Raw genomic sequence first — 20482 nt, forward strand, 5'->3', positions numbered from 1 at the left:
GTTCCTACCGTGTCCGGACCGAGCGCTGCGGCGTGCGAGAGAGGAGCTACCGTGACGTCTTCGCTGCCCATCGGCAATGCGGTACCCAATGGATCCGGCACGGGTGTACCCGAGAGCACGGACCGGGTACGCCAGGCGTGGCTCGCCTATCTCGCCGGCGCACCGGTCACCGTCGAGCTGCCGCTCGACCATCTCCGCCCGCTGGAGCGCGACCACGTCGCCGCCCGGGTGCCGGTGCCGGTGCCGCCGGGCGTGCGGGCCGCGCTGGCCGACCTCGACACCGACGAGTCGACCGGCTGGCTTGCCGCGTTCACCGCGCTGCTGGTCCGCTACACCGGCGACACCGAGCTGGTGGTCGGCGTGCCCGTCGGCGCCGCCCAGCTCGCGGTGGCCCGCCGCATCCTCGCCCCGCCCGGTGTGACGTTCCGGGACCTGCTGAGCCGGGTCGAGGCCGCCGAGGCGGCGGCCAACCGGCTGGTCCCGCTGCCCCTGTCCGAGGCGGGCGAGCTGACCCGGCCGGACGAGATGCCCGGCACGGTGGCACCGTTCGCGATCGGATTCGTCCGCGACGACGACCCCGGCGTGGCGGCCGGCTGGGCCGGCGCGGATCTCACGCTGGCCGTGGACGCCGAGGGCGCGCGCCTTTACTACGACGCCGGGCTGTTCGTCCACCGCACCGCGGCCCGCCTCGCCGGGCACCTCGCCACCCTGCTGGCCGACCTGGTCGCGCACCCGGACCGGCCGGTGACGCGGGCCCGGCTGGTCGGCGCCGACGAGCGGCGCCGACTGCTCGTCGACTTCAACGACACCGAGGTCTCGTACGCCGACGAGCGGCCGTGGGCGGCGCGCATCGCCGACCTCGCCCGGCGCCGGCCGAACGCGCCGGCCGTCCGCGACCGCGGCTGCCGGCTCACCTTCGCCCAGCTCGACGCCGCCGCCAACCGGCTCGCGCACGAGCTCCGCGACCGCGGGCTGCCGGACGCCGGTCGGGTCGCCCTCTACCTCGACCGGTCCGCCGGCGCGGTGGTGGCCACCCTCGCGGCCCATCGGGCCGGTGCCGCCGTCGTGCTGTTCGATCCCGCGCAGCCGTCGGCCCGTACCGAGATGATGGCGGCCGAGACCGGCCCGGACGTCGTGGTGACCACCGCACCGCGGCTCGCGGACCTGCCGGACGCGCTCGCCGCGCGGGGTGTCTGCCTGGACCGCGACGCCGCGGCCGTTGACGCCCGGCCGGCGACGCCGCCGGACGTCGCCGCGCCGGACGCCGACGACATCAGCCAGATCGCGTACACCTCGGGCTCGACGCACGAGCCCAAGCCGGTGCTCCAGCGCCACCGCACCCTGGACAACCTGGCCGACTGGACCGCCCGGGCGTACGGGGTGAGCGCCGAGGACCGGGCCAGCTGGGTCTCCGCGCCCGGCTACGGCATCGGCATGCTCGAGTGGATGCCGTTCCTCGCCTGCGGCGCCGAGATCAACATCGCCGACGGCCGTACGGCGGCGACGGTGAACCGGCTCCGCGACTGGCTGGTCGCCCGGGGCGTCACCCACGCGCTGGTGCTCAACCACGTCGCGGAGCGCCTGGCCGGGATGTTCTGGCCGGAGCGCTCGGTGCTGCGGATCCTGGTCGCCGTCGGCGAGCCGATGCGGCACTGGCCCGCGCCGTCGCTGCCGTTCGAGGTGGTCGCCTGCTACGGCGCCACCGAGGTCGGCGCCGTGACCAGCAGCTTCGACCTGGCCGGCGGCGTGCGCTGCACGTCGCGGGCGGTGCCCGAGGACGACCGGGCCGCGCGCGTGCCCCCGGTCGGCCGGCCGATCGCCAACCTGCGGGTGTACCTGCTGGACCAGCACCGCAACCCGGTGCCGATCGGGGTGCCCGGCGAGCTGTACGTGGCCGGCGCCGGGCTGGCCGCCGGCTACCTGGACCGCCCGGAGCTGGCGGCCGAGGCCTTCGTGCCGAACCCGCTGCCGGAGGAGCCCGAGCCGGTGCTGTACCGCAGCGGCGACCTGGCCCGGTACCGCGCCGACGGCACCATCGAGGTCGTCGGCCGGGCGGACAGCGTGGTGCGGATCCGCGGCCACCAGGTCGCGCTCCGCGACGTCGAGGCGGCCGTGGTCGCCGACGCCGCGGTCCGGGAGACCGCCGTGCTGGCGCACACCGACGACGACGGCGCGGTCCGGCTCGTCGCGTACGTGGTGCCGGCCGACGAGGCCGCGTTCTCCAGCCGGACCCTGCGGCAGAGCCTGGCCAACCAGCTACCGTCGCACCTGCTGCCCAGCGCCGTGGTCCGGCTGCCCGGCCTGCCCTGGCTGCCCAACGGCAAGCTGGACCGCCGGGCCCTGCCGGCGCCGCCGGCGCCGGTGACCGGCGTGCCGCACGTGGGGCCCCGCACCCCGGTCGAGCGGGAGCTGGCCGACCTGTGTGTCGAGGTGCTCGGCGTGGAGCGGATCGGCGTCGACGACGACCTGACCGGCGCGGCCGTGCCCGGGCGCCTGCGGGACGCGCTGCGCGCCCTGGTCGCCAGCCGGTACGACCTGGAGCTCGACGACGCCCGGATCACCTCGATCGGCCGCGTCGCGGCGCTTGTGGACGCGGCCCGCGACGGCGACTCCTTCGGCGCGCTGCCCCCGGTCGAGCACCACCCGGAGGCGCGGTTCGAGCCGTTCCCGCTGACCGACACCCAGCAGGCGTACTGGATCGGCCGCAGCGACGCGGTCGAGCTGGGCAGCGTGGGCTGCCACGGCTACTGGGAGTGGGAGAGCTCGGGCCTGGACGTGGACCGGTTCCGGGCCGCCTGGTCAAGGGTGCTGGACCGGCACGACATGCTGCGGGCGGTCATCAACCCGGACGGCACCCAGCGAATCCTGGCCGACCTGCCGGAGTACGAGATTCCGGTCCTCGATCTGCGCGACAACGACGCGGTCGAGGACGAGGCGGCGAAGCTGCGCGAGCACCTGTCGCACCATGTGACGCCGGCCGACACGTGGCCGTTGTGGGATGTCCGGCTGACCCTGCTGCCCGGCGGCCGGACCCGGATTCATCTGAGCCTCGATCTGCTGATCATCGACGCCTGGAGCTACTTCCAGATCCTGGTGCCCGACCTGGTCACGTTCTACGAGGACCCGCAGGCCCGGCCGGCGCCGCTCGAACTGTCCTTCCGGGACTACGTGCTGGCCGCCGACGTCGCCCTCGAACAGTCGCAGGAATACCAGCGGTCCCGCCGGTACTGGCTGGAGCGGCTCGACGAGGGGCTGCCGAGCGCGCCGGAGCTGCCCCGCGCACCCGGCGCGGCGGACCTCGGCGAGGTGCGGTTCACCCGCCGGGAGCACCGCCTGGACCCGGCGGACTGGGGCCGGCTCAAGGAGCGGGCGCAGGGCGCCGGCGCCACGCCGTCGGGTGTGGTGGTCGCCGCGTTCGCCGAGGTGTTGCGGGCGTGGAGCGGCAACGACCGGTTCACGGTGAACTTCCCGCTGTTCAACCGGCTGCCGCTGCATGACGACGTGGACGCGCTGATCGGTGACTTCACCACGACCTCGCTGCTCGCGGTGGACAAGGTCGACGGCACGTTCGCCGACCGGGCCCGCTCCATCCAGCAGCGGCTGTTCGAGGACCTGGAGCACCGCCACTTCGGCGGGGTGCGGGTGATGCGCGAGCTGGCCCGGCGCGGCGGCGGGCACGGCGGTGCCGCGTTCCCGGTGGTCGTGACCAGCCTGCTGGGGCAGCCACCGCGACGGTTCACCACCGCGCTGGGCGAGGCCATCCACACCAGCACACAGACGCCGCAGGTGACGCTGGACTTCCAGGTCTCCGAGGTGGACGGCGCGCTGCACTTCAGCTGGGACAGCATCGACGGAGTGTTCCCGGCCGGGATGCTCGCCGACATGTTCGACGCGTACCGGAACCTGCTCGACACCCTGGTCACGGACGCGGCGAGCTGGCGCAGCGAGCGTTTCCCGCTCGTGCCGAGCGCGCAGCTTCAGGTTCGTGAGGAGGTCAACCGCACCGACGCGCGGCTGCCGGAGCTGTTGCTGCACACGCCGGTCGCGGAACACGCCGCGGCGCGGCCGGACGCGCTCGCGGTGGTCAGCGGCGACGTCCGGCTGACCTACCGGGAGCTGGACCGGCGGGTCAACCAGGTCGGCCGGCGGCTGCGCGCCGACGGCGCCCGACCGGACTCCCTGGTGGCGATCGTGCTGGAGAAGGGCTGGGAACAGATCGTCGCCGCACACGGCATCCTGGCCGCCGGCGCCGCCTATCTGCCCATCGCCGCCGACGTGCCACCCGAACGCCTGCGCTACCTGCTCGAACACGGCCAGGTCGGCACCGTACTGACCAGCGCGTCGCTGGACGCCACCCTGGAATGGCCCGGCGCGGTGCGCAGGCTGATGGTCGACGGTGACTTCGACGACGTCGACCCGGCGCCTCTCGCGCCGGCGCAGGAGGTCAGCGACCTGGCGTACGTCATCTACACGTCCGGCTCGACCGGCCGCCCGAAGGGCGTGATGGTCGACCACCGGGGTGCGGCGAACACCATCCTGGACATGAACCGCCGCCTGGGCATCGGCCACGGCGACTCCTGCCTGGCCGTCTCGGGCCTGCACTTCGACCTGTCCGTCTACGACACGTTCGGCATGATCGCCGCCGGCGGGACGGTGGTGATACCGCCGAGCACGGCCAACCCGGAGCCGGCGCTGTGGGCCGGGCTGATCCGCGCCGAGGGCGTCACGTTCTGGAACTCGGTGCCGGCGCTGCTGGAGATGCTCGTCGCGCACGGCGAGCCGCTGACCTCGCTGCGCGCGGTCGTGCTGGCCGGTGACTGGATCCCGGTGACCCTGCCGAACCGGCTCCGGGCGCTGGCGCCCGGCGTCGCGGTGATCGGCTCCGGCGGTCCCACGGAGAGCTGCGTCTGGTCGGTGGTGTATCCGATCGGCGAGGTGGACCCGGCCTGGCAGAGCATCCCGTACGGGCGGCCGATGACCAACCAGCGCTACCACGTCCTGGACGCCCGGCGCGAGCACCGGCCGGTGTGGGTGCCCGGTGAGATCTACATCGAGAGCCCGGTCGGGCTGGCCCGCGGCTACTGGCGCGACGAGGAACGCACCGCCGCCCAGTTCGTCCGCAACCCGGAGACCGGCGTGCGGATGTACGCCTCCGGCGACCTGGGCCGCTACCTGCCCGACGGCACCATCGAGATCCTGGGCCGCACCGACTTCCAGGTGAAGATCCAGGGCCACCGCATCGAGCTCGGGGAGATCGAGGCGGTCCTGGCCGAGCATCCCTCGGTGGACCGGGCGGTGGCAGTGGCCACCGATCAGGCCCGCAGGCTTGTCGCCTACGTGACCGGCGCCGAACCCTCCCCGGACGACCTGACCGCGTTCCTGGCCGAGCGGCTACCGCGCTACATGGTGCCGGGCTCGATCGGCGTCCTCGACGAGTTGCCGCTGACCGGCAACGGCAAGATCGACCGGCTCGCCCTGGCCGCGCTTGCCGGTGGGCGCGACGACAGCCGCGACTACGTGGCGCCGGAGGGGCCGGTGCAGGAGCTGATCGCCGCGATGTGGGCCGAGCTGATCGGGCTGGACCGGGTCGGCGGGCGCGACAACTTCTTCGAGCTGGGCGGCAACTCGGTAATCGCGACCCAGCTGGTGTCCCGGGTGCGGGAGATGTTCGGCGTCGACCTGCCGCTGAGGGCGATCTTCACCGGACCGACGGTCGCCGAGGTCGCCGCGGCACTTGTCGCCGACCCGGCCCGGGCCGCGACGGTCAGCGCCGTCGCCGACTACCTCGCCGGCCTCGACGACAACGACATTTCCGCGCTGCTGGAGTGAGGGAGACCCATGCCGATCATCGGAATCGATCACGTCATGCTCGCCACGGGCGACCTCGACGCCGCCCGTGACGCGTTCCAGGCCTGCCTCGGCCGCCCGGTCCGGCCCGGCAGCCGCCACCCCGGCTGGGGCACGGCCAACGCCGTGCTGCGGTTCGCGGACACCTACCTGGAGCTGATCACGGTCTTCGACCGGGAGGCGGCCCGGTCCCGCCCGGCCGGTCGGCGGCTGGCCGACGTGATCGACGCCGGCGGCGGCTGGGCGGCGCCGGTGCTGGCCGCCGCCGACCTCGACGGCACCTGCCGCGCCCTGCGCGGGCGGGGCATCGAGCTCGCGGCGCCGATCGACGGCGAGTCGGTGCGCCCGGACGGACGCCGCCGGCGCTGGCGGATCGGCGCGCACGGCGAGGAGTTCCGCACCGGCCGCCTGCCGTCGATGATCGAGTACCTGGATCCCTGGCCGGAGGACGACCCGGATCCGGCCGAGCTGACCCGCAACGGCATCCGGGGCCTGGCCGGCGTCGAGATCGCGGTGGCGGACCTGCCGGCCCGGACCGCCGAGTACGCCGCCCTGCTCGACACGCCGCCGCTGACCGGGGACCGCAGCGCCAGCTGGACGCTGCCCGACGGCCGCCGCCTGCGCCTGGTCACGCCCGGCCGGTGCGGCGACCCGGTCGACGTCCACCTGGGACGGCTGGGCCCGGGGCTGTTCCAGGTCGACCTCGCCGTCGAGGAGCCCGAGCGCTGGCGGCCCGCGCTGGCCGCCTGCGGGCTGCCGTCGGCCGGCGACGACCTCGTTCTCGACCCGGCCCGCGCGGCCGGTGCCCGGCTGCGCCTGGTCGACGCGGCCCGTCCGACAGCCCACGCAGCAGGAGGTGCCCGATCGTGACCACGTACACCGCGCCGACCGCCAGCACGCCACGGTCCCGGTTCCGGACCGTCGCCACCACCGTGGCCGGCAACTTCATCGAGTACTTCGACTGGCTCATCTTCGGCCTGTACGCGCCGATCCTGGCCCAGCACTTCTTCCCCGGTGGCAGCCCGCTGACCGCCGTGCTCGGCGTGTTCTCGGCGTACGCCGCCGGCATGTTCTTCCGGCCGCTCGGCGGCATCCTGGCCGGCCGGCTCGCCGACCGCCGGGGCCGGCGGGTGGCGCTGCTGCTGTCGATCACCCTGATGGGCGGCGGCAGCCTGGTCATCGGGCTGCTGCCGGCGTACGCGAGCATCGGCGTCGCGGCGCCGATCCTGCTGTTCCTGGCCCGCGCCGCGCAGGGCCTTTCCGCGGGCGGCGAGTGGCCGGCCGCCGTGTCGTACCTGATGGAGCTGGCGCCGCGCAGCCGGCGCTGCCTGTACGGCAGCTACTTCGCGGTCAGCTCGGCCGCCGGCGGGCTGGCGGCCGCCATGCTGGGGCTCGGCCTCGGCGCGTTCTTCGGCGCGGGCGCCATGGCGCAGTGGGCGTGGCGGGTCCCGTTCCTGGTCGGCGCGGCCCTGTCCGGCGTCCTGCTGCTGTTGCGCCGGCAGCTCGCCGAGAGCGAGCCGTTCGCCCGGGCCCGCCGCACCCGTCCCCGCGCCGGCCTGCGCCGGCTGCTGCGCGAGCACCCCCGGGCGGTCGGGGTCGCCGCGCTGTTCGTGGCCGGCCTGACGATCAACACCACCACCTGGACGACGGTGGCGCCGGCGCTGGCACAGACCCGGCTGCACGCCGACCCGGCGGTGGTCTACGCGGCGGTCAGCGCGTCGATCGCGCTGGCGATGCTGGTACAGATCCCGTTCGGGCTGCTCGCCGACCGGATCGGGGTGCTGCCGATGCTCACGGCGAGCCTGCTCGGCTTCGCGGTGGCCGGGCCGTTCGCGCTGGCCGCGATGGCGCCGAGCCTCGGGCGCCTGGTGCTGTGCATGGGCACCGGGCTGGTGCTGATGGCGTGCCTGACCTCCGTCATGCCCAAGCTGATGGCCGCGCTCTTCCCGGTCGAGCTGCGGGCCAGCGGCCTCGGCCTGCCGCACGGAATCGCCAACTCGCTGGCGGGTGGCCTGACCCCGTTCATCGCCACCTACCTCGCCGGGCACGGCCGTTTCGGCTGGTACCTGGGGCTGCTCGTGGTCGCGGCCGCGCTGGCGTGGGTGGCGGGCTGGATCGCGGTGCGCAGAATGTCCGATGAATCCGCCGACCCGGTCGCCGACCCCGCACCGCGGGGCGAACTGGTCGCGGCGGCGCGCGACGCCTGAGCACCCGACGCGTTCGCGTCCGACGCCTTCGCGTCCGACGCCTTCGCACCCGACGCCTTCGCGCTCGCCCGAAAGGGCCGCCGGTCGACCGAGATGGTCCCGGCGGCCCTTTCGCGAGCCGTACCTAGCCGCGGTGAACCACCGCGATCCTCCCGCACGCCCGGCTCGGCGGCACCTGGCCCTGCGGCAGGCTCACGGGCTTACCGGCGCCTGAGCGCGACACGCCCGTGACTTTCGGTGCTTCGGGCACTGGCGCTGCGACGCCGAACGCCCTAACCTCACCGTACTCGCGAGTAACAAATTTCGGTGCGCATTGAACTACCGGGGCGCGTTTCCCGTTGTCATGGTCAACTTCAACCGGGGAGTCAACACATGATCATCGGCGTGCCGCGCGACCCGCATCCGGGTGAACGCCGGGTGGCGGCGACACCCGCCAACGTGGCGGCGTTGGTCAAGCTGGGCTACGACGTGGTGGTGGAATCCGGCGCCGGCGCCGGGTCATCGTTCTCCGACGAGGCGTACGCCGACTCCGGCGCGACGATCGGTGACCCGCTGACGGCCGACGTCCTCTTCGCGATCAACCCACCGCCGCCTGGGCTGCGGGACAAGCTGCCGTCCGGCGTCACGCTGATCGGCATGCTGAACCCGCGGCTCGACCCGGACCTGGTCGAGGACCTGGCCCGCCGGCCGATCACCGCGCTGTCGATGGACGCCGTGCCCCGGATCTCGCGGGCGCAGTCGCTGGACGTGCTCTCCTCGATGGCCAACATCGCCGGCTACCGCGCGGTCGTCGAGGCGGCGCACGCGTTCGGCCGCTTCTTCACCGGCCAGGTGACGGCGGCCGGCAAGGTGCCACCGGCCAAGGTGCTTGTCGCCGGCGCGGGCGTCGCGGGCCTCGCGGCGATCGGCGCCGCCGGCAGCCTCGGCGCGATCGTGCGGGCGACGGACCCGCGCCCGGAGGTCGCCGACCAGGTCCGGTCCCTGGGCGGGGAGTACTTGTCGATCGAGTCCGCCGACGTGGAGGTCTCGTCGACCGGCTACGCCAAGCAGATGTCGGACGACTACAACGAGCGCGCCGCCCGGCTCTACGCCGCGCAGGCCACCGACGCCGACATCATCATCACCACGGCGCTCATCCCCGGCCGCCCGGCGCCGCGCCTGATCACCGCGGCGATGGTGGCCACCATGAAGCCCGGCAGCGTGATCGTCGACATGGCCGCCGCCAACGGCGGAAACGTCGAGGGCACCGTCCCGGGCGAGGTGGTGGTCACCGCGAACGGCGTGACGATCATCGGATACACCGACCTGCCCGGGCGCCTGCCCGCGCAGGCCTCCCAGCTGTACGGCACCAACCTGGTGAACCTGATGAAGCTGATGACGCCGAAGTCGGACGGGGAACTCGTCCTCGACTTCGACGACGTCGTCCAGCGATCGATGACCGTGGTACGCGACGGCGAACTGACCTGGCCACCGCCCCCGGTGTCGGTGTCGGCGGCGCCCGCCGTGGCGCCGGCCGCCGCCGTGGTGGCCAAGCCGGCCGCCAAGCCGCTTGCCTCGCCGCGCCGCCGGATGGCGATGGTCGGCACCGTCGCGGCCGGGCTGTTCCTGCTCGCGGCGCTGTCACCGGCCGCCATGCGCGGGCACCTCACCGTCTTCGCCCTGGCCATCGTCATCGGCTACTACGTCATCGGGCACGTGCACCACGCCCTGCACACCCCGCTGATGTCGGTGACCAACGCGATCTCCGGGATCATCGTGGTCGGCGCCCTGCTCCAGATCGGGCACGGCGACGGCCTCGTCACCGGGCTCTCCTTCGTCGCGATCCTGCTGGCCGGCATCAACGTCTTCGGTGGCTTCGCGGTGACCCGCCGCATGCTCGCCATGTTCTCCAGGAGCTGAACTGATGACCATCGAATCCGCGGCGCAGGCCGCGTACCTCGTCGCGGCGCTGCTCTTCATCCTGGCGCTGGCCGGACTGTCGAGACACGAGACCGCCAAGGCCGGCAACACCTTCGGCATCGCCGGCATGACGGTGGCGCTCGGCGCGACCGTCGCGCTGGCGGTCGCCGGCGAGATGAGCGCCACCGGCCTGATCCTGCTCGTCGTCGCGACCCTGATCGGCGCCGCGATCGGCCTGTACCGGGCCCGCCGGGTCGAGATGACCGGGATGCCCGAGCTGATCGCGCTGCTGCACAGCTTCGTCGGCCTCGCCGCGGTGCTCGTCGGCTGGAACGGCTACCTGCACGTCGAGGGCGGCGAGGGCGGCGCGGAGGCCGAGCTGCTGCGGGTCCAGGACATGCTGGGCATCCACAGCGCGGAGGTGGTCATCGGCGTCTTCATCGGCGCCGTCACCTTCACCGGCTCGATCGTCGCCTACCTGAAGCTGTCCGCCCGGATCAAGTCCAGCCCGCTGACCCTGCCCGGCAAGAACCTGCTCAACCTCGGTGCCCTAGCCGCGTTCGCCGTGCTCACCGCCGCGTTCGTGATCTCACCCAACCTGTGGCTGCTGGTCGCGGCCACCCTGATCGCCCTGCTGCTCGGGTGGCACCTGGTCGCCTCCATCGGCGGCGGCGACATGCCGGTCGTGGTGTCGATGCTCAACAGCTACTCCGGCTGGGCCGCGGCGGCCGCCGGCTTCCTGCTCGAGAACGACCTGCTCATCGTCACCGGCGCGCTGGTCGGCTCGTCGGGCGCCTACCTGTCGTACATCATGTGCAAGGCGATGAACCGGTCCTTCATCTCGGTGATCGCCGGCGGCTTCGGCATCGAGGCCGGCCCCGCCGACGACAAGGACTACGGCGAGCACCGCGAGATCACCGCCGAGCGCGTCGCCGAACTGCTCACGGCGGCCGACTCCGTGATCATCACGCCCGGGTACGGCATGGCGGTGGCCCAGGCGCAGCACGGGGTCGCCGAGCTCACCGCGGTGCTCCGCCAGCGCGGCGTCAACGTCCGGTTCGGCATCCACCCGGTGGCGGGCCGGCTGCCCGGCCACATGAACGTCCTGCTCGCCGAGGCCCGGGTGCCGTACGACGTGGTCCTGGAGATGGACGAGGTCAACGACGACTTCGCGGAGACCTCGGTGGTGCTGGTCATCGGCGCCAACGACACGGTCAACCCCGCGGCGACCGACGACCCCGGCAGCCCCATCGCCGGCATGCCGGTCCTCACGGTGTGGGAGGCGGAGAACGTCATCGTCTTCAAGCGCTCGATGGCCTCCGGCTACGCCGGCGTGCAGAACCCCCTGTTCTTCCGGGAGAACTGCTCGATGCTCTTCGGCGACGCCAAGGAGCGCGTGGAGAACATCCTCCGCGAGGTCAGCGCCAGCACCCGGGTCTGACCCCGGGCTACGCCCTCAGGCTCTTCAGGAGGTGAACGTGTTCGCGCTCGTCGTGCGATTCGACTGCTCAGACGAAGCCGCTGCGGCGCGGTTCGACGAGCTCACTTCAGTGGTGATCGACCACATCACGGAGAAGGAGCAGGGCACGCTCGTCTACGCGACCGCGGCGGTGGAGGGCGAGCCGCTGGCCCGGGTGTTCTACGAGGTCTACCGGAACCGCGATGCCTTTGAGGCACACGAGGCCGCCGAACATGTCCGGCAGTTCCACCTGCAGAAGGACCCTCTGTTGACCAGCACCCGGGTGGAGTACCTGACACCGGGCGCCGCGAAAGGACTGGACCAGCAGTAGCCGCCGCGCTCTTCGTTCCGTTACCAGGGTCAGGTGGCTAACCTGCCGTGGTGCGGATCGGTGCTTGCCAGACGGTGGAGATCCTTGGGGACGTGGACGCCGCGATCGGTGTCGTCGAGGACTTCGCCGGTCAGGCGGACGCGGCGGGAGTTGACCTTCTCCTGTTCCCCGAGTGTTTCCTGCAGGGATACCTCGTCACCGAGCAACACGTGCGCGGCCAGGCATTGGAGATCACCTCTGTGGAGTTCGGCGCGATCCTGGCGAGGTTGGCCCCGGTCCGGCAGGTGCTGGTACTTGGCATGATCGAGCGAGCCGGTGACGGCTACTACAACACGGCGGTGGTCATCGCCGGCGGCCAGGTCATGGGTAGCTACCGCAAGACGTTTCTGACGGACGGGGAATCGATGTTCACCGTCGGCGGTGAGTACCCCGTCTTCGAGTGCGGCGGAGTGCGGTTCGGGATCAACATCTGCTACGACACCCGGTTCTCGCAGGCCGCGGCGGCGGTTGCCGCCGGTGGCGCGCGGGTCCTGCTCGTGCCGGCGCAGAACATGATGCGTCGTGACAAGGCTCTGTGGTGGCAGCACCGGCACAACGAGATCCGAGCGCGGCGAGCCCGCGAGACGGGCATGTGGTTGGTGTCAGCCGACGTCACCGGCGAGCGGGACAACGCGCGCGTGGGCCTGGGGCCGACCGGATTCCTGAACCCGGAAGGCAAGGTTGTCGCCCAGGTTCCTGCCGGGACAACGGGCATGGTCACCACCGACATCACCCAGCCTCAGCACCGGACTCAGGGCAGATCTCCTCACCGAAGGGGCCTTCATGAACGCCGTTGATCTTTGCCGCGACAGCTTGGACGGGCTGTCAGTGGGCGACGCCTTGGGTGCGCAGTTCTTCGTTCCAGGCACTTCCTATGCCGAGCTGGCGGCTGGTCGACCTCCCCGCGGCCCGTGGCCCTGGACTGATGACACCGAGATGGCCTGCACCATCGTCAGCGAGCTGCGGGCCCGCGGCGACATCGACCCCGACCACCTGGCTGCCGCCTTCGCGCAGCGGTACGAGCCGTACCGCGGCTACGGCGCGGGCGCGGTCGTCATCCTGCGCCAGATCCGTGAGGGAGCCGACTGGCGGCAGGTGGCACGCTCTGCCTTCGACGGCCAGGGTTCCATGGGCAACGGCGCAGCCATGCGCGTGGCGCCCCTGGGCGCCTTCTACGCCGGTGACCCCCGGGCCGCGGCATTGCGCGCGATGCGCTCGGCCGAAGTCACCCACGCACACGCCGAGGCTGTGCTCGGAGCGGTAGCAGTGGCCGTGGCCGCCGCCGAAGCAGGTCGCGCTCGACGAGTGGATCACCGGCCCGAGCCGGAGGCACTACTGCGGGTGGTACTGGAGCACCTCGTCGAGAGCCGTGTCACCGCGGGCATCCGGCGGGCTGTCGTCCTGCTCGGTGCCGGCGTGGCCGAAGCCGCCTACGAGCTGGGCAACGGAGCGCGGGTGCTGGCGCAGGACACCGTGCCCTTCACGCTGTGGGTGGCGGCCACTTTCCTGCACGACTACCCCGCGGCGGTCCTGGCGTGTATCGAGGCCGGCGGTGACGTGGACACCACCGCCTCCATCGTCGGTGGCGTCGTCGCCGCCTTCACCGGCACCGGCCCAGGTGGCATTCCCTCGTCATGGCTCACCGCGCGCGAGCCGCTGCCGGCGTGGGCCGCCAACTAGTCTGGCCCCCACCGAGTGTGCGACGGCTGGTTTTACGTAGGCAGGCTCAGCATCGAGCGGAAGGCGGCCATCTCCTCGAACGGAAAGTCGTGATCACCGTCGCGCCACGAGTTGCACCAGCGGCCTGTGTCCAGCCGCCACCCGCGCACGCTGTCGTGGTGCCAGCGGTGGCCGGCTGTCGGATCGGGCAGCAGTTCGGCAGCCATCCGGTCGGCATCCGCGCCGGTGAACGCACCGAGAGCGGCCAGCTCGGCGGCGAGTTCGGCCCGCCGTGCGGGATCCTTCTCGTCCTCATCCTGGCCCACGAACCGAGCCAGCAGCAGCATCGCCAACCCTGGCGAAACCTGTTGAAGATCCGGCGCGGCGCGCATCCGATCCACCACCGCCGTCAACTCTTCCCAGCGCAGCGCCAAGACGTGCGGGTGGACGGACTCGTCCTCGGCGATCTCGTATTCCATCTCGGCGAAGTCGTGCCACTCCGGGTTCACATCGGCTGAACCGAGGTCCTCGGACGTGCTCGCGAGTGCCAGGCGGAAGGAGTAGTCCGACAGGTCGAAGCTGACCCGCAGGAACCATGGCCCATCCGGTGCCGGCAGATCGATTGAGGGCTCGCCGATCTCCTCGGACCACCGCACCCACTCGTCGTGCTCCGGTTCGCCGTTGGCACGCGTGTAAAACTCCCAGAACGCGGCCTTCCGACAGGCCGTATCGAGCTGGGCCCCGGGTCCCCTGCTCAACTGGTCTCCTCTGTTCGACTCCATCCAGCCGAAGGCAGTCTGGCACCGCCCTGCAATCACCCGTCAGCCGATCGGCTCATCCGCGGTTCCGGGTGTGCGAAAGGGCGCCCACTCGGAGGTGGGACGCCCTTTTCAGCGCTGCCTGGCAGGTAAGGCTAGAACCAGACTTTTCGACCACCGACCGGGCGGCCGACGGCACCGAGGATCCAGAACACGGCACCGACCACCAGGAGAATGATGCCGATCGTGTAGAGAATCGACACCTTCAGGAAGATGCCCAACAGCAAGAGGATGAGCCCCAGAGCCAGCATGACTTACTCCATTTCGCCGGCGGGTGTCTCCCGCCGGCCGCCCTTGTACCCACCAGATCAAAAAGCTAATCCGGTCGACGGTTGCCCGTACGACCGCTGCAAAGCAGGACGCCGGCCGGGCAAAGCCACGAAGATGGCTGCGTGAAGGCAATCTACCCAGACAACGGCGATGGCGACCGGGAGGCGGTTCCCGGCGTGCGCCCCGAAACCGAAGGCGCGGCCGACGTCACGTCACTCATGCTTGAGGTCGATGGAGAGGCGTTCGCCCTCAGCCCGAACGAGTTCGGCGGCACCGACTACGCCTGGCTCAGCGGGCCGAATACCGGCTACGGATTCGGCGTCAGCCCGACCCCGGACCTGTCGGCCGACGAGCATGTCGAGAACATCCGCGACTTCCTGGCCCACGTTGACCCCACCACGGGATACCTCGAGGACGACTGAACCGTAGAGCCGTTCGACTCGCGGTGACCCGCAAGACGTGTATTGGTGCAAGACGCTGCCGTGCACCTACTGTGTGGCGATGACTCTCGCCGACACAGCCACGCATGATCACGAAGCGGTCTCCGCCTTGCCGCCACGGCGTCGCCGCCGGCGGCTGGTCCTCGGCGTCGCGATCGTCCTGCTGCTTGTGTCCGGCGGCGTCATCGCGGGCACCTACTACTACGACACTGTGCCGCTGGTCGAGAGCAACGTCTCGTACCCGGTCGTGCCGGTGGCGGAGCTACCGCCTCCGGTGGTCAACGCGTTCGTCGCCGCCGTCGACCCGGACTTCTACGTTTCCGACCACTCGCTGATCACCCGGCGGTACACGGTGATCGCATCCGGTGGCGGTGAGAAGTCCTATTGGCGAACGTGGGTCATGGCGGACAAGGCTGAGGAGAGCTACACCAAGACAGAGATCCTGGATCGCTACCTCAACAGGGCCGACTACGGCCGCGGCGCGGTGGGCCTGGACGCCGCCGCGCGGACGTACTTCGCCAAGCCGGCCGCGCAACTGACCGTTGCCGAGTGGGTGTTGCTCGCGGTGCGGCTCCACCCCGACCGGCCCGCGCCGAAGGCTGGTTGGGAGCAGGTGCTGGACACCATGGTGGAGCGCGGCTGGTTGAGCCCGGCCGAGCGGAACAGCCTCGCCTTCCCCGGCTGAACGGGCCCGGTCACGCGGCTCAGCAGATCCAGCAGTAGAGGGAGCCGCCGGTCCGCTCCGCCTTCGTGGACAGGGCGGCCAGTTCGCCGAGGAGATCCTGGGCCAGTTCCTCGTCGATGGTCTCGCCCTCCTCGGCCCGTAGCGCGATCCAGCGCTCGGCGGCTTCGGCCAGGGTGGGGGCGTCGGCGGCGGCCAGCGCGCCGGTGAGCGTGGACGGAACGAGCAGGACCAGGGGCTCGTCGTCGCCGCTGACCACGTCCGCGCCGCCGGAGACGATGAGCTCGTCGAGGTCGCGGCCGGTCAGGACGCTCTCCCACTCCTCGATCGTCGAGATGACGTCGAAGTTGCCGTACTCGGCCGGCTCGAGGTCGGCGCCGGGTCCGCCGACCGCGACGGACGCGGCCGCGGCGTCGTCGCCGGCGACGAAGAAACTGATGATTGAACTCACGCGGACATGATGCCGCACGGTGGCCGGGGCGGTTCCGCCCCGGCCACCGGCATCTCGCTCCGTCGTGTCAGGTCCGATCGCGCTTGCCGACCAGTTCCCGGTCGGTCACCCTGCCGTTGCGGGAGCCGTCGTTCACCTCCGTACCGCCGGCGGGCGTGCTCGGCGCCGGCGGTACGCCGGGCGCCTCGGCCCGTACGCCCCGCAGCAGGAGCATCGAGGCGACCGAGCCGACCGCCAGAGCGATCGCCGCGATCATGAAGGCGAACGTGTACCCGCTGGTGACGGCGGCGGCGTCCGCGGTGCCCGCGGCCTGCTCGTTCTGGGTGTAGCCGAGCGCCAGGGCCACGAACACGGTCAGGCCGAGCGCGCCGCCCAGTTGCAGCACCGTGGTGACGATGCCGGAGCCGAGGCCCGCGTCGGCCTCGGAGACGTCGTGCACCGCGGCGTTCTGCATGGCCGGGTTGGTCATGCCGAAGCCGAGCGCGGTCACGATCATCGCCGGCAGCAGCTCGGTCAGGTACGAGCCGTCGACGCTGAGCCGGGTGAACAGGGCAACGCCGATCGCCGAGACCGCCAGCCCGGACGCGAGCGCGATCCGCGGGCCGTACCTGGTCATGAGCTGGGTCGACAGGAAGAGGCCGGGCATGAACGCCACGCAGAACGGCAGCCAGGCGAGGCCGCTGATCAGCGGGGAGTAGCCCAGGACGTTCTGGCCGTAGAGCACGACCATGAAGAACACCGCGGCCGAGCTGGCGGCGATGAACACCGTGGCGACGTTGGCCGTGGCGCGGACCCGGTTGGCGAAGAAGCGCAGCGGGACCAGCGGCTGGGCCACCAGGGACTCGACGATCACGAAGGCGACGAGTGCCACCACGCCGATGCCGAGCGGTACCAGGACCTCCGCCGAGCCGAACGGGTTGCGCGCCGCGTTCAGGATCGCGTTCAGGATCGCGATCAGACCGCCGGTGACCAGGATCGCGCCGGGCAGGTCGAGGCGTCGCTTGCCGGTGACCGGCGCCCTGTTCTCGTCGGCGTACTTCGGCAGCAGGAGCATCGGCACGAGCGCCAGCGGCACGTTGATGAGGAAGACCCAGCGCCAGCTGACCAGGTCGGTCAGCACGCCGGAGAGCAGCACCCCGGCCGCGGAACCCAGGCCGGCCAGGCCGCCCCAGATGCCGAACGCCTTGGCCCGCTCTTTCGGGTCGGTGAACAGCAGCGCCACCATCGACATGGCGGCGGGTGCCGCCAGCGCCTCGGCGACGCCCTGCAGCGACCGGCCGGCGAGCAGCACTCCGCTGTTCTGTGCCAGTCCGGCGGTGATCGAGGCGACGGCGAACAGCCCGGCGCCGAGGCAGAACACCCGGCGGCGGCCGTACATGTCGGCGAGGCGGCCGCCGACCAGCAGCAGGCCGCCGGCGGTGATCAGATAGGCGCTGACCACCCAGGTCAGGGTCGCGTCCGCCAGCCCGAGGTCCTTCTGGATCGACGGGAGCGCGACGTTGACGATCGTCGCGTCGAGGAAAATGATGAACTGCACGAGCGCGAGCAGACCGAGTGCTCGCCAACGCCGTGGATCGGCCTTTTCGGTTACCTTTCGGGGCTTCGCGGTATCCATTCCGACCCCTCCTTCCGGGGGTTTGTGAGCCAGGGAATTCCGGTGTGGTTTCAGTCAATCCGCGCGGGCATCGCGGGTCCAACAACGGTGCGACCCGTTTGACAACGGATGGTTGTCGGCCAAGATGGCGTCATGGACCTCGACCTCGATCTGGGCCTGGTACGCGCGTTCGTGGTGACGGCCGAGGAGCTGCATTTCGGCCGGGCCAGCCAGCGGCTCGGCGTGTCGCAACAGGCCCTGTCCAAGCGCATCGCCCGCCTCGAGGAGGTGCTGGACGCGTCGCTCTTCGAGCGCTCCACGCGTACCACCGGGCTCACCGAGTCCGGCCGGCGCTTCCTCGGGCCCGCCGGTGAGCTGCTCGCGGCCGGCGACGCCGCGGTCGCCAGCGTGCGCCGGCAGGGCACGCCGCTGCGGATCGACGTCCTGCACGACCGGCTGGGTCCGGTACACCTGATCACCACCCTGACGGAGAGCAATCCGGGACTACGTCTCGAGCTCAGTGCCCGGCGGGGGCTGAACCTGGCACTGCCGGCGCTGCGGCGGTCCGAGATCGACGCCGTATTCGGCCGGGTGTCGCAATTGGTACCCGCGACCGGACTGGACCACACATTGGTGCGACTCGAACCTTTGGTGGCGATCGTCGCGGCGGACCATCCGCTGGCCCGCCACGACGCGGTGAGCCCGGCCGCGCTGCGCGAATACGGCGTCTGGGTGCCCAATCCGGGCAGCGCGGTGGAGTGGGCCGGATACGTGCAGCGTTTCACCGGCGATTTCGGCATTCCGCTCTCCTTCGAACAGGTGGACAACGTCAGCGCCGACCAGGTGCTGCGGCGGGGCCGCTCGCGCGGCCAGGTGTTCCTGTCCGCCGCCGACGTGGCCAACCCCGACGCCGACGACCTGCGGGCGGTGTCGCTCGTGGAGCCCCGGCCGGTGTATCCGTGGTCGCTGCTGTGGCGCGGCAGCGACCGCAGGCGGCTGCTGCACGACTTCATCGCGCTGCTCGACGACCTCGGCACCCTGGAGGGCTGGCGCGCGTACACCCTGTCCGAGTGCTGGCTGCCCGACGAGGACCGCGCCGCCCTCGCCGGCTAACGCGACCAGCCCCTCGAACGCCGGGACGCCGAGGCGGGGCGGGCCGCCGGTGCGCCGTCGTCGCGCAGGGCGCGTGCCCGGGCCGCCACCCGCCGGCGGGCCGCGCCGGGCGGCCGTACCGCCGAGCGACGCTCTTCCGGGTGCCCGGCGATCTGGTCCAGGACATGCCGGAGGTCCTCGATCAGGGTCTCGGCGGTGGCGTCGTCGAACAGCTCGGCGTTGTACTCCAGGCGCCCGGTCAGCGCGTCCGGTCCGTGTTCGACGGTCAGCTCCAGGTCGAGCCGCACGGTCCCGTTCGGGCATCCGTCGATCCGCATCGTGGTGTCCGGGCCGAGCTCGGCGCGGTCGCTGCCCGGCGGCAGGTTGCCGAGGTTGAACAGGACGTCGAAGAGCGGGTTGCGGCTGGCGTCGCGGTCCGGCAGCAACGCCTCGGCCAGCTTGCCGAACGGAACGTCCTGCCCGGACACCGCCGCCAGCATCGCCTCGTTCGCCCGCGCGGTGACCTCGGCCAGCGTCGGGTCGCCGGCGAGGTCGACCCGCAGCGGCAGCGTGTTGGAGCACGGCCCGACGACGCCGTCGAGCTCCGGGCGCCCGCGCCCGGCCAGCGGCACGCCGATCACGCCGGCGTCGCCGCCGGCGTGTGCGGCAAGGGTGAGCGCGTACGCGCCGAGCAGGACCCCGAACGGGGTGACGCCGGCGGCCTCGGCGGCGGCGGTGACGGCCCGCGCCGCGGGGGCTCCCAGGTCGAAGCGGCGCATGCCGCCGCGGAAGGTCTGCCGGTCCGGCCGGGGCCGGTCGGTGGGCAGTTCCCGCAGCGCCGGCCCGGCGAGCCGGTCGCGCCAGCCGGACACCAGGTCCCGCAGCAGGTCGCCGTCGACCCGCGCCCGCTGCCACCGCGCGACGTCCAGGTATTGCAGCCGCACCGGCGGCAGGTCCGCCGGCCGCCCGGTACGCCGGGCACGGTACGCCGCCGCCAGCTCGGTGCCGATGATCCCGAACGACCATCCGTCGACGAGCGTGTGGTGCGCGATCCATGCCAGGACGTGCCGGTCGTTGCGGACCCGGAGCAGCGCCAGCCGCAGCGGCGGCCCGGCGGACAGGTCGAAGACGGTCCGGGACAGCTCCGCGAGGAGTTCCCCGGCCGCCGCGTCCGGATCGTCCGCCGCGCTCACGTCGGTCAGCGGCACCGCCGGTACCCGGTCGGTCACCTCCTGGCCGAGCCGGCCGCCGGTCACCACCAGCCGGGTACGCAGCACGTCGTGGCGACCGGCGACGTCCGCGACCGCGCCGGTCAGGGCGCCGGTGTCGAGCGGGCCGTCCAGCCGCAGGGCGAAGGACACGTTGTAGGCCGGCACGCCCTCGGCGAGCCGGCTGACGAACCAGAGCTGCTCCTGCACGAACGAGGCCGGGCCCCGCCCGTCCGGGCACGAGCCGGGTGCCAGGCGTGGCTCGTCGGCAACGGCGGTGCCGGTGGCGGCGGTGCGGACCTTGGCCAGGAACCGGCCGCGTTCTTCGGCGGACATCGAGGCCAGCCGGGCCGTCAGCGTCTTCACGTCTACCTCCTCGCGCGGGATGGGCGTCACCGTAGGCCGGCGCGGTTACGCGGCGGTCCGTCGTGGACGTAACCGGCGGTCAACCGGCGCCGCCTACGGTCGCAGGCGTTCGGTGGCACC

Annotated in this window: 16 protein-coding genes; 11 read left to right on the forward strand and 5 right to left on the reverse strand. The window is 72.2% G+C overall.

All coding sequences use genetic code 11. The annotated features are described in order from the left end of the window. Window positions 1–51 precede the first annotated feature (51 nt). From BJ971_RS12675 to BJ971_RS12710, 8 genes are all read left to right on the forward strand, one after another. On the forward strand, window positions 52–5829 hold the full coding sequence (locus BJ971_RS12675) for a non-ribosomal peptide synthetase (RefSeq protein ID WP_184992754.1): 5778 nt from the start codon (window positions 52–54) through the stop codon (window positions 5827–5829). Window positions 5830–5838: 9 nt separating this feature from the next. Further along, a complete protein-coding gene (locus BJ971_RS12680; RefSeq protein ID WP_184992756.1) occupies window positions 5839–6717 on the forward strand; it encodes a VOC family protein in 879 nt (292 codons plus the stop codon). Further along, complete coding sequence (locus BJ971_RS42070) at window positions 6714–8054, forward strand: MFS transporter (RefSeq protein WP_184992758.1); 1341 nt, start codon at window positions 6714–6716, stop codon at window positions 8052–8054. Before BJ971_RS12680 ends, BJ971_RS42070 begins: the two co-directional genes overlap by 4 nt. Window positions 8055–8426: 372 nt before the next feature. Further along, window positions 8427–9953: a Re/Si-specific NAD(P)(+) transhydrogenase subunit alpha gene (locus tag BJ971_RS12690; RefSeq protein WP_184992760.1), complete on the forward strand. Its 1527-nt coding sequence runs from the start codon at window positions 8427–8429 to the stop codon at window positions 9951–9953. A gap of 4 nt (window positions 9954–9957) precedes the next feature. Further along, the gene (pntB, locus tag BJ971_RS12695; protein ID WP_203709075.1) at window positions 9958–11394 is read left to right on the forward strand and encodes a Re/Si-specific NAD(P)(+) transhydrogenase subunit beta; all 1437 of its coding nucleotides are present in this window, start codon (window positions 9958–9960) and stop codon (window positions 11392–11394) included. 37 nt (window positions 11395–11431) lie between these two features. Next, window positions 11432–11743, forward strand: coding sequence for a putative quinol monooxygenase (locus BJ971_RS12700; protein ID WP_184992762.1), 312 nt, complete (start codon window positions 11432–11434; stop codon window positions 11741–11743). A gap of 50 nt (window positions 11744–11793) precedes the next feature. Next, on the forward strand, window positions 11794–12579 hold the full coding sequence (locus tag BJ971_RS12705) for a carbon-nitrogen hydrolase family protein (protein ID WP_184992764.1): 786 nt from the start codon (window positions 11794–11796) through the stop codon (window positions 12577–12579). Continuing rightward, window positions 12566–13462 (forward strand): ADP-ribosylglycohydrolase family protein, encoded by an 897-nt coding sequence (locus BJ971_RS12710; RefSeq protein ID WP_184992766.1) that lies wholly within the window; start codon window positions 12566–12568, stop codon window positions 13460–13462. The genes BJ971_RS12705 and BJ971_RS12710 overlap by 14 nt, the downstream gene beginning before the upstream one ends. A gap of 32 nt (window positions 13463–13494) precedes the next feature. Here BJ971_RS12710 and BJ971_RS12715 read toward each other — a convergent pair whose 3' ends face one another. Beyond that, entirely contained in the window at window positions 13495–14199 is a 705-nt protein-coding gene (locus tag BJ971_RS12715; protein WP_184992768.1) for a hypothetical protein, read from the reverse strand. Window positions 14200–14354: 155 nt separating this feature from the next. Beyond that, window positions 14355–14510, reverse strand: a complete 156-nt coding sequence (locus tag BJ971_RS12720; RefSeq protein ID WP_184992770.1) for a hypothetical protein — start codon at window positions 14508–14510, stop codon at window positions 14355–14357. A 141-nt stretch (window positions 14511–14651) separates the two neighbouring features. Between BJ971_RS12720 and BJ971_RS12725 the strand changes: the two genes are divergently transcribed. Together BJ971_RS12725 and BJ971_RS12730 are read left to right on the forward strand one after the other, a co-directional pair. Beyond that, a complete protein-coding gene (locus BJ971_RS12725) occupies window positions 14652–14951 on the forward strand; it encodes a hypothetical protein (protein ID WP_184992771.1) in 300 nt (99 codons plus the stop codon). A gap of 79 nt (window positions 14952–15030) precedes the next feature. After that, a complete protein-coding gene (locus BJ971_RS12730) occupies window positions 15031–15654 on the forward strand; it encodes a transglycosylase domain-containing protein (protein WP_184992773.1) in 624 nt (207 codons plus the stop codon). 19 nt (window positions 15655–15673) lie between these two features. Here BJ971_RS12730 and BJ971_RS12735 read toward each other — a convergent pair whose 3' ends face one another. After that, window positions 15674–16102 (reverse strand): hypothetical protein, encoded by a 429-nt coding sequence (locus tag BJ971_RS12735; protein ID WP_184992775.1) that lies wholly within the window; start codon window positions 16100–16102, stop codon window positions 15674–15676. Between the two features lie 67 nt (window positions 16103–16169). Next, the gene (locus tag BJ971_RS12740) at window positions 16170–17639 is read right to left on the reverse strand and encodes an MFS transporter (protein ID WP_184992777.1); all 1470 of its coding nucleotides are present in this window, start codon (window positions 17637–17639) and stop codon (window positions 16170–16172) included. Between the two features lie 210 nt (window positions 17640–17849). Between BJ971_RS12740 and BJ971_RS12745 the strand changes: the two genes are divergently transcribed. Beyond that, on the forward strand, window positions 17850–18809 hold the full coding sequence (locus BJ971_RS12745) for a LysR family transcriptional regulator (RefSeq protein WP_184992779.1): 960 nt from the start codon (window positions 17850–17852) through the stop codon (window positions 18807–18809). On the opposite strand, the gene BJ971_RS12750 is transcribed toward BJ971_RS12745, so the two are convergent. After that, entirely contained in the window at window positions 18806–20362 is a 1557-nt protein-coding gene (locus BJ971_RS12750; protein WP_184992781.1) for a condensation domain-containing protein, read from the reverse strand. The genes BJ971_RS12745 and BJ971_RS12750 overlap by 4 nt on opposite strands. Between the last annotated feature and the right edge of the window lie 120 nt (window positions 20363–20482).

Origin of the sequence: Amorphoplanes digitatis, from assembly GCF_014205335.1 — a bacterium.
Lineage (GTDB): Bacteria > Actinomycetota > Actinomycetes > Mycobacteriales > Micromonosporaceae > Actinoplanes > Actinoplanes digitatus.

Excerpts from the sequence above, each read along its gene's own strand:
- BJ971_RS12680 (WP_184992756.1), top strand. The coding sequence starts at position 5,839 with ATGCCGATCATCGGAATCGATCACGTCATGCTCGCCACGGGCGACCTC.
- BJ971_RS12690 (WP_184992760.1), top strand. The coding sequence starts at position 8,427 with ATGATCATCGGCGTGCCGCGCGACCCGCATCCGGGTGAACGCCGGGTG.
- pntB (WP_203709075.1), top strand. The coding sequence starts at position 9,958 with ATGACCATCGAATCCGCGGCGCAGGCCGCGTACCTCGTCGCGGCGCTG.
- BJ971_RS12710 (WP_184992766.1), top strand. The coding sequence starts at position 12,566 with ATGAACGCCGTTGATCTTTGCCGCGACAGCTTGGACGGGCTGTCAGTG.
- BJ971_RS12720 (WP_184992770.1), bottom strand. The coding sequence starts at position 14,510 with ATGCTGGCTCTGGGGCTCATCCTCTTGCTGTTGGGCATCTTCCTGAAG.
- BJ971_RS12730 (WP_184992773.1), top strand. The coding sequence starts at position 15,031 with ATGACTCTCGCCGACACAGCCACGCATGATCACGAAGCGGTCTCCGCC.
- BJ971_RS12745 (WP_184992779.1), top strand. The coding sequence starts at position 17,850 with ATGGACCTCGACCTCGATCTGGGCCTGGTACGCGCGTTCGTGGTGACG.